The following is a 6,523-nucleotide window of genomic DNA, read 5'->3' on the forward strand; positions in this document are numbered from 1 at the left end:
TGGCACCCTAAAAAGGAAGCATACGCATAAAGCGATGCTTCCTTTTTGATTTTACTTATTAACTTTTATAGCTACAGATTGTTTAGGTTCTCCCTCAGTGGACGTAACACCTAGAACATCGAGCAGGAACATAAACAACGGAATCCCGATAATTAGCCCCCATACCCCGAGAAATTGCTCAGAGAAAAGGATTACGATAAATGTATAAAAAATAGGAAGATTCGTTTTGGCAGACATAAGCTTTGGATTTAAGAAATATGCCTCGATCGCATGTAGCACCACTACAATAATAAGTATGTAGACAATGTACATCGGGCCACCAATACTATAAGCAATAATGCTAAGCGGAACTAATGAAATAATAACCCCTGCTACAGGAATTAATCCTAAAATGAAAAGCATTATTCCGAGTGCAATTAAATGCGGGAAGCCCATGATTGAGAGCGCTATAACAGATAAAACACAATTTACAGCAGCAATAATAAATTGCGCTTCAATTACTTTACCAAAAGAACGAATAAATATTTTAGAGAAATACGTTAACTCATCGTAAAGCGGACCAATCTTACTATCTTTAAATTTTGCAGTAAATTCAATAATTCGTTTCTTCTCCAGAAGAATGAACAAACTCAAAATAAGTGCAATGAAAACGTGCAAAATGACTTTACCAATGTTCGTTAAATTTTTAAGCGTAATGTCTACGCCTTGCTCCAAATATTTACCGAGTTCAATCTTCTCAAATGTTGGAGCTAAATATCTCGCAATCTCGTTATCATTCGGGTTGAGATTAAAAGCTGCAATCAAATCAAAAAGCTGTGTAATCTGTTGGGTTACAACTGGCAAATACTTATAGATGACAGCAATAATCCCGGCAACAAGTAGAAGATAAAGCGTAACTATCATCGCTTTTTCATTGATTGGCGCAATACGTCTAAACTCTTTAGTCGCCTTAGTAGAGAGCTCATTCATTAAGTAGGTCATAATGAATGTGAGAAGAATAAGATTAATCATACTGCGCATTAAATATAATGCAACAGCGATCCCCGCTAGAATAATAAAACGTTTAAATCCATTACTTCGAAAAAAATTACTCATGCATTCGCTCCTTCCACAAAACAGCTTCGCCTCAACTGCCTACTTCCAAAATATGATAATATTAAGCAAGCAGACAACATATTAGTTATCAATATATATAATTTTCATGTCATTATTTGAGCTTTAGGGATAGATGATTATTTCTATTACGCCATAAAATATAACAATATGGCGTTATCTTGCTCATAACAATCCTTAATCCAAGAAGTAAATCCAGATACAATAGATTTTTTACACTTTTCGAATTAAAATGAAAGACAATACTATAAATCATAGTGTATTGAAAGCTATACTAGCGTTAAAGCCTGAATTTTATTAATTCTATTATAACCCTATAAACTGCGATATCAAAAGTAACTTCTTTGGTAAACAGCATCTAAATAACGTTTTTATGTTAATTTTCGTACGATATTTTAGAAGTTTCACTAAATTCGTCTAGATAAGGATTGATTAAATGAAAATCTCAAGAAATCCCAAGGAAATTCATCAACCTGTTGCTCCTTACGTTCACCAGATTGAAATAACAGGTCCAAATAAATGGCTAACATTATCAGGTCAAATAGGGATGACAGTGGATGGCACTGTGCCTGAAAATCCAATCACTCAATTGAAATTAGCACTTAACAATATTAAAAAAAATCTCGAAAGTGCTAGCATGACTGTTGATGATTTAACAAAAGTGGTTTTTTACTTAGTTGGGGATTTTGACTCAACAGAAAGAAAAGAAGTGATGAATGACTTTTTTGGCGATCACGTCCCATGTATGACGATGTTGTATGTAGTAGCACTTGCTGCGCCAGCATTCAAGGTAGAGATTGATGCTTGGGCATGTCAGGAAATGAAATAATAGAGGTAAGTGGACCTTGAATTTAACGTTCAAGGAGGACTATTGCTCATGAATGGAGGTACGTTGATTTCTCGTACGCTCCATTCACAAGCATATCTTCTTTTATCGAATTTTTCGTTCTGACTATTTAGGTCGTTCTATTTCAAAAAGATCTCCTATTTTAGCATAACTCGATCCAGCAAGCCTGCTAACTGCCTTTAGTGTTCGTGGATCTATCTTTCCTTCACAATAAATCGCGTCATCTAAATGAAATTGTACGACCTCACCGATAAATAAATCACCTGTCTGCTCATTCCCATTTAGTAAGGGGATTGTCTGTACTAAGCGACACTCCATTCGAACTTTCGCCTCTTTAACACCAGGAACGTTAATACAATGACTGTCTATAACTGTAAAGTTGGCTTTTTCAATTTCACTTTCAGTTACAGGCAAAGTAGCCGCTGTTTCATTAACCTGGCTAACATTATCTTCATCTACAATATGCACAACAAATTGCCCTTGATACTGAATATGACGAGCAGTATCTTTTAAGTACCCTTTCGATCGTTGAATTGCTAAAGAAATCATCGGCGGGTTTGATGATACGATATTGAAATAACTAAACGGTGCGCCATTAATAACACCTTGCTCTGACTTTGTCGTCACAAAAGCAATAGGTCTCGGAATAATACTACCAGTTAATAATTTATAGTTTTCACGTTCTGTATTTTTCTTAGGATCAATCGAAATCAAAAGATTCGTCCCCCTTTTTGTCAATCTACCGACCGAACTTTAATTGGTATTAATGTTCTTTCCAGTTGTTCACGATGTTGCTCATACTGCAATGGTAACATTAATTGACTACCCATTGTTTCAAGTGTTTCATCATGTGCAAATCCTGGTGGATCTGTCGCAATTTCAAATAAAATTTCACCTGCTTCACGGAAATAAATAGCGTTAAAATAATTACGATCCTTTACTTCCGTTACATGTTGCCCACGATTCATTACATACTCCTGCCACTCTAAGTGATCTGTATTGTCCTTTGCGCGCCAAGCAATATGGTGAACTGTTCCGACACCCATTTGACCACGTATTCCAGGTACCGTTTTTAAGTCAATAATATTTCCGATATCCGCACTTGATTGAAAGCGTACATACTCGCCTTCTGTTGCTATTTTTTCAAGCCCCATTACCTCTGTTAATACCTTCTCAGTTTCTTGTGGACGACTTGAATAAAGTGTTGCTCCACCAAAGCCTTTGATTGCAACCTCTGGTGTAACCTCGCCAATTGTCCAATTATTTAATTCGCCTTCTGCACGTGCAACTAATTCAAGATGAAGTCCATGCGGATCATCAAATTGCACGACTTGTTCGCCAAAGCGTTCAGCTTTTTTGAATGGAATAGAAAATTTCGCAAGACGATTAATCCAAAATGGCAATGCCCCCTCTGGTACAACATATGTTGTAACGCCAACTTGCCCATCACCGATGCGTCCTTTATAAGCGTTTGCCCACGGGAAAAATGTAATAATGGTTCCTGGTTTCCCAGCATTGTTACCAAAATAAAGATGATATGTTCCTGGGTCGTCAAAGTTGACCGTTTGTTTTACTAAACGTAAACCTAAAATTCCTGCATAAAAATCAACATTCTCTTGTGGATGCCCAACAATTGCTGTGATATGGTGTATACCTTCTGTATGTTTCTTCATAAGACGATTCTCCTTCGCAAATAATTTATTGCTTACTCTTGTTTATATTTTCTAACTAGGTGCTACTTCAAACTACTAACAAAGAACAATTCGTAAACACCGTTATTATCTCGAATTATTTTATCTTGAATTCGAGATAATTATAACACGTTATTTTTTATTTCGTCAATCGTCCTGCTAACAATTGTTTTTCTTGGCATGGAAAAAAGCAAAGTTGCAATACATCAACAACTCTGCCTATCATTCATAATTTATTATTTGCTAATGACCATAACCCGCTTCCGCAGCCATTGCATCTGCTTTTGTAGTATGAACTGTTCCAAATGGATGGTTAGGAGGAGCATAGATTGAAAACAGCTTTAACGGTCCATTTCCTGTATTGGTTACATTGTGCCATGTTCCAGCAGGTACAACAATGGCATAATCATCATAGACATTTCTAGTAAAGCTTAAATTATCTTTACTAGCGCCCATTTGAGCAACCCCCTGCCCTTGTTCAATATATAAAAACTGATCGACATGTGGATGCACCTCTAAACCTATATCTTCACCAACATTGAGGCTCATGACCGTAATTTGCATATGATTCCCTGTCCATATAGCAGTGCGGTACGTATTGTTGAGCTTAGTTGCCTCCTCCATATCAACAACTAAAGGTTTTTGTCCAAAATCGGTTGTCATTTGATTGTGATTACCGTAGCCAGCTTGATTAGGAAGTACTACCTCATGAGGAACTGGCCAGTGAATAGGCTGGTTGCCATAGCTATACATTGGTACATTTACATAATAAGGAACATAGTACATTTTCTCAATCCTCTCACAGATTATAAAATTATCCTATGCTACTTTTTGTTGAAATGTCCCCAATTGTAGGAAATGAGTTAAGCTATAATGCCATTAGAGTGAAATAATTGTGCGCTAGTTCCCCGCATAATCAGCGAAAGCATAAATACCTTACCTTTTACGTCCCTAAAAGCTGCATCAAATAAATTAACCCATAGATTGGAATGGCTATTGAGGTAAGTAAATACATCACCATTTCACCCTTTGACAGCTTCCTTTTCCATTTCGTTAGTTTAAGCTGCCTATGATAAATAAAACTAGAAAGTAATATGATTAAAAAAGATAGATCTTTTATGTTCTCTAAAAAGAGATGCAACTCATTCATCTCATTCTCCTCCTTTATTTTGCAAAAGATAAGGTAATATATTAAATGTCTATAAAACCAAAATTAGAATCTATTTTTCGCAAATTAGATTTATGTCTTTATTTTAGAAATAAAAAAGAGCATTGGGAAATTCATCATCCAATGCTTTATATCTGTTTTACTATTTAATTTAAGCATTTATCCTCAATGCTCCGTAATATCTGAGCGCTAACATTAAGGTCGCGAATATTCAATCTCATAGACGTCGTATTTAAACTCCTAAAAATCTTTAATACTGTTTTAAAGGGGTTATCAGATAAACAAGCTTGATTACTAATTAATTCAAAAAAATCATATGGATTATCTACTAGTTCAGTTTGCTTGTCTACGAAAAATATTGAATCTATTTTACTTACATTGTCATAATATTTCCAACCTGGAACGTCACTAATATGAATTAACTCTGTTGTTAATCCAATGTTTTCAATGTGGAAAGTTGGCATTTCGCTAGGAAGTTTCTCTACTATCTTTTTAAATTTATCTTGATAATACTCTTTTGTAGTATTTCTAAGACCTATAGGTTTTTTAAAAGGAAGAATCTCTCCTGTTTCATTATTAATTACTAATAAGTCATCACTAATTAAAAGGTGACCATATTCCAATAATTCCATAATTAATGTTGTCTTACCTGAACGGCTCGGACCAAAAATAGCGATTGTTTTATTATTAACTCTAATTGCACATCCATGGAAAAATGAATACTTCTTTCTAAAAAAGGGGACTGTGATTGGAGGTAGAAATGTAGCCTCATCAACCCATCTTTCAAGTGAATTTTCATTAGATCCATGTAGAATTACTAGTTTATCATTATATAACATATCACTAACCATTATGTTATAAGAAGAACGATTATCAATTTTAATATAATAATCAATAGATGTTGCTTGATAATCTACATACTCTTTATAAATATAAACTAATTGCTTTAGTAAATAAGAATCGTTACATTCTATATTTATTACATCACCGAAAAAGTTAAAATTTATCTTTAAACTCTCCACCATCTAACGACTCACTTATCACTCTCTATCATATTGTCAAAGTCTCTAATTGTTAACTCAACTTGATTTTCAAAATCTCTAACTTCATTTTCAGGAATTGAGTATTCTTTCATTAGCTTATTTTTTATTTCTTCGAGTGATGTTCCATTAATATGCATTTTAATTATTGCTGATGCCGTTTCATTTAAAAATACTGGATCTTTTCCATCAATATCTACTACTGCTGTATTTCCAGTTTCAATATACTCATACTTTTCCATCATAATCCCTCACTTTTTTATTATATAAGCTGTATTAAAGGCGTTTCGCTCTTGCACTAGTCAATAGACAAAATCAACAATAACCTTTAACACAGCCATTTCTTAATAACATTAATTTCTTGTAAACTCCCTATGGTGATCACTACTGCTGCTTGCATATAGTGAAGTTTCAATTGACGACATCCTATTATCAAACTTTTTAACTGATAAAGTTTTTATTTCAGGACTGATCCATTTCTTCATTTGATCACCTCAATTAAATCAACTAATTTTATAAACAAAGTTCTACTTCATTTAGGATGTAAAACTAGTTGCGTGTTAACTCTCCACGGTGTCCTCCGCTTGCATATAGAGCTGATTCGATTGATAAAATTTTATTATCGAACTTTGTGATTTGTAGCGCGTCCATTTTTGGGCTAATC

General features: G+C 34.4%; 8 protein-coding genes. 1 reads left to right on the top strand and 7 read right to left on the bottom strand.

All coding sequences use genetic code 11. The annotated features are described in order from the left end of the window. Positions 1-51: 51 nt before the first annotated feature. A complete protein-coding gene (locus ACIP9C_RS19450; protein ID WP_173479292.1) occupies positions 52-1,095 on the bottom strand; it encodes an AI-2E family transporter in 1,044 nt (347 codons plus the stop codon). Positions 1,096-1,549: 454 nt separating this feature from the next. Between ACIP9C_RS19450 and ACIP9C_RS19455 the strand changes: the two genes are divergently transcribed. Next, positions 1,550-1,942 (top strand): RidA family protein, encoded by a 393-nt coding sequence (locus tag ACIP9C_RS19455; protein ID WP_401013351.1) that lies wholly within the window; start codon positions 1,550-1,552, stop codon positions 1,940-1,942. A 123-nt stretch (positions 1,943-2,065) separates the two neighbouring features. Here ACIP9C_RS19455 and ACIP9C_RS19460 read toward each other — a convergent pair whose 3' ends face one another. The 6 genes from ACIP9C_RS19460 to ACIP9C_RS19485 all read right to left on the bottom strand — a co-directional run bounded on the left by ACIP9C_RS19460 (position 2,066) and on the right by ACIP9C_RS19485 (position 6,101). After that, complete coding sequence (locus ACIP9C_RS19460; RefSeq protein ID WP_401013354.1) at positions 2,066-2,674, bottom strand: flavin reductase family protein; 609 nt, start codon at positions 2,672-2,674, stop codon at positions 2,066-2,068. A 20-nt stretch (positions 2,675-2,694) separates the two neighbouring features. After that, complete coding sequence (locus tag ACIP9C_RS19465; RefSeq protein ID WP_401013357.1) at positions 2,695-3,633, bottom strand: ring-cleaving dioxygenase; 939 nt, start codon at positions 3,631-3,633, stop codon at positions 2,695-2,697. A 261-nt stretch (positions 3,634-3,894) separates the two neighbouring features. Beyond that, complete coding sequence (locus ACIP9C_RS19470) at positions 3,895-4,437, bottom strand: cupin domain-containing protein (protein ID WP_401013360.1); 543 nt, start codon at positions 4,435-4,437, stop codon at positions 3,895-3,897. Between the two features lie 157 nt (positions 4,438-4,594). Continuing rightward, the gene (locus tag ACIP9C_RS19475) at positions 4,595-4,801 is read right to left on the bottom strand and encodes a hypothetical protein (protein ID WP_401013363.1); all 207 of its coding nucleotides are present in this window, start codon (positions 4,799-4,801) and stop codon (positions 4,595-4,597) included. 164 nt (positions 4,802-4,965) lie between these two features. Continuing rightward, on the bottom strand, positions 4,966-5,844 hold the full coding sequence (locus ACIP9C_RS19480) for a phosphoenolpyruvate carboxykinase (ATP) (protein WP_401013365.1): 879 nt from the start codon (positions 5,842-5,844) through the stop codon (positions 4,966-4,968). Positions 5,845-5,852: 8 nt separating this feature from the next. Then, positions 5,853-6,101, bottom strand: a complete 249-nt coding sequence (locus ACIP9C_RS19485) for a PqqD family protein (protein ID WP_401013368.1) — start codon at positions 6,099-6,101, stop codon at positions 5,853-5,855. Between the last annotated feature and the right edge of the window lie 422 nt (positions 6,102-6,523).

The organism is Lysinibacillus sp. NPDC093210, assembly GCF_044753985.1.
Taxonomy (GTDB): Bacteria; Bacillota; Bacilli; order Bacillales_A; family Planococcaceae; genus Lysinibacillus.

Bases quoted from the DNA above. Each gene is read 5' to 3' on its own strand.
- ACIP9C_RS19450 (WP_173479292.1), bottom strand. From the start codon at position 1,095: ATGAGTAATTTTTTTCGAAGTAATGGATTTAAACGTTTTATTATTCTA.
- ACIP9C_RS19455 (WP_401013351.1), top strand. From the start codon at position 1,550: ATGAAAATCTCAAGAAATCCCAAGGAAATTCATCAACCTGTTGCTCCT.
- ACIP9C_RS19465 (WP_401013357.1), bottom strand. From the start codon at position 3,633: ATGAAGAAACATACAGAAGGTATACACCATATCACAGCAATTGTTGGG.
- ACIP9C_RS19470 (WP_401013360.1), bottom strand. From the start codon at position 4,437: ATGTACTATGTTCCTTATTATGTAAATGTACCAATGTATAGCTATGGC.
- ACIP9C_RS19475 (WP_401013363.1), bottom strand. From the start codon at position 4,801: ATGAATGAGTTGCATCTCTTTTTAGAGAACATAAAAGATCTATCTTTT.
- ACIP9C_RS19480 (WP_401013365.1), bottom strand. From the start codon at position 5,844: ATGGTGGAGAGTTTAAAGATAAATTTTAACTTTTTCGGTGATGTAATA.
- ACIP9C_RS19485 (WP_401013368.1), bottom strand. From the start codon at position 6,101: ATGGAAAAGTATGAGTATATTGAAACTGGAAATACAGCAGTAGTAGAT.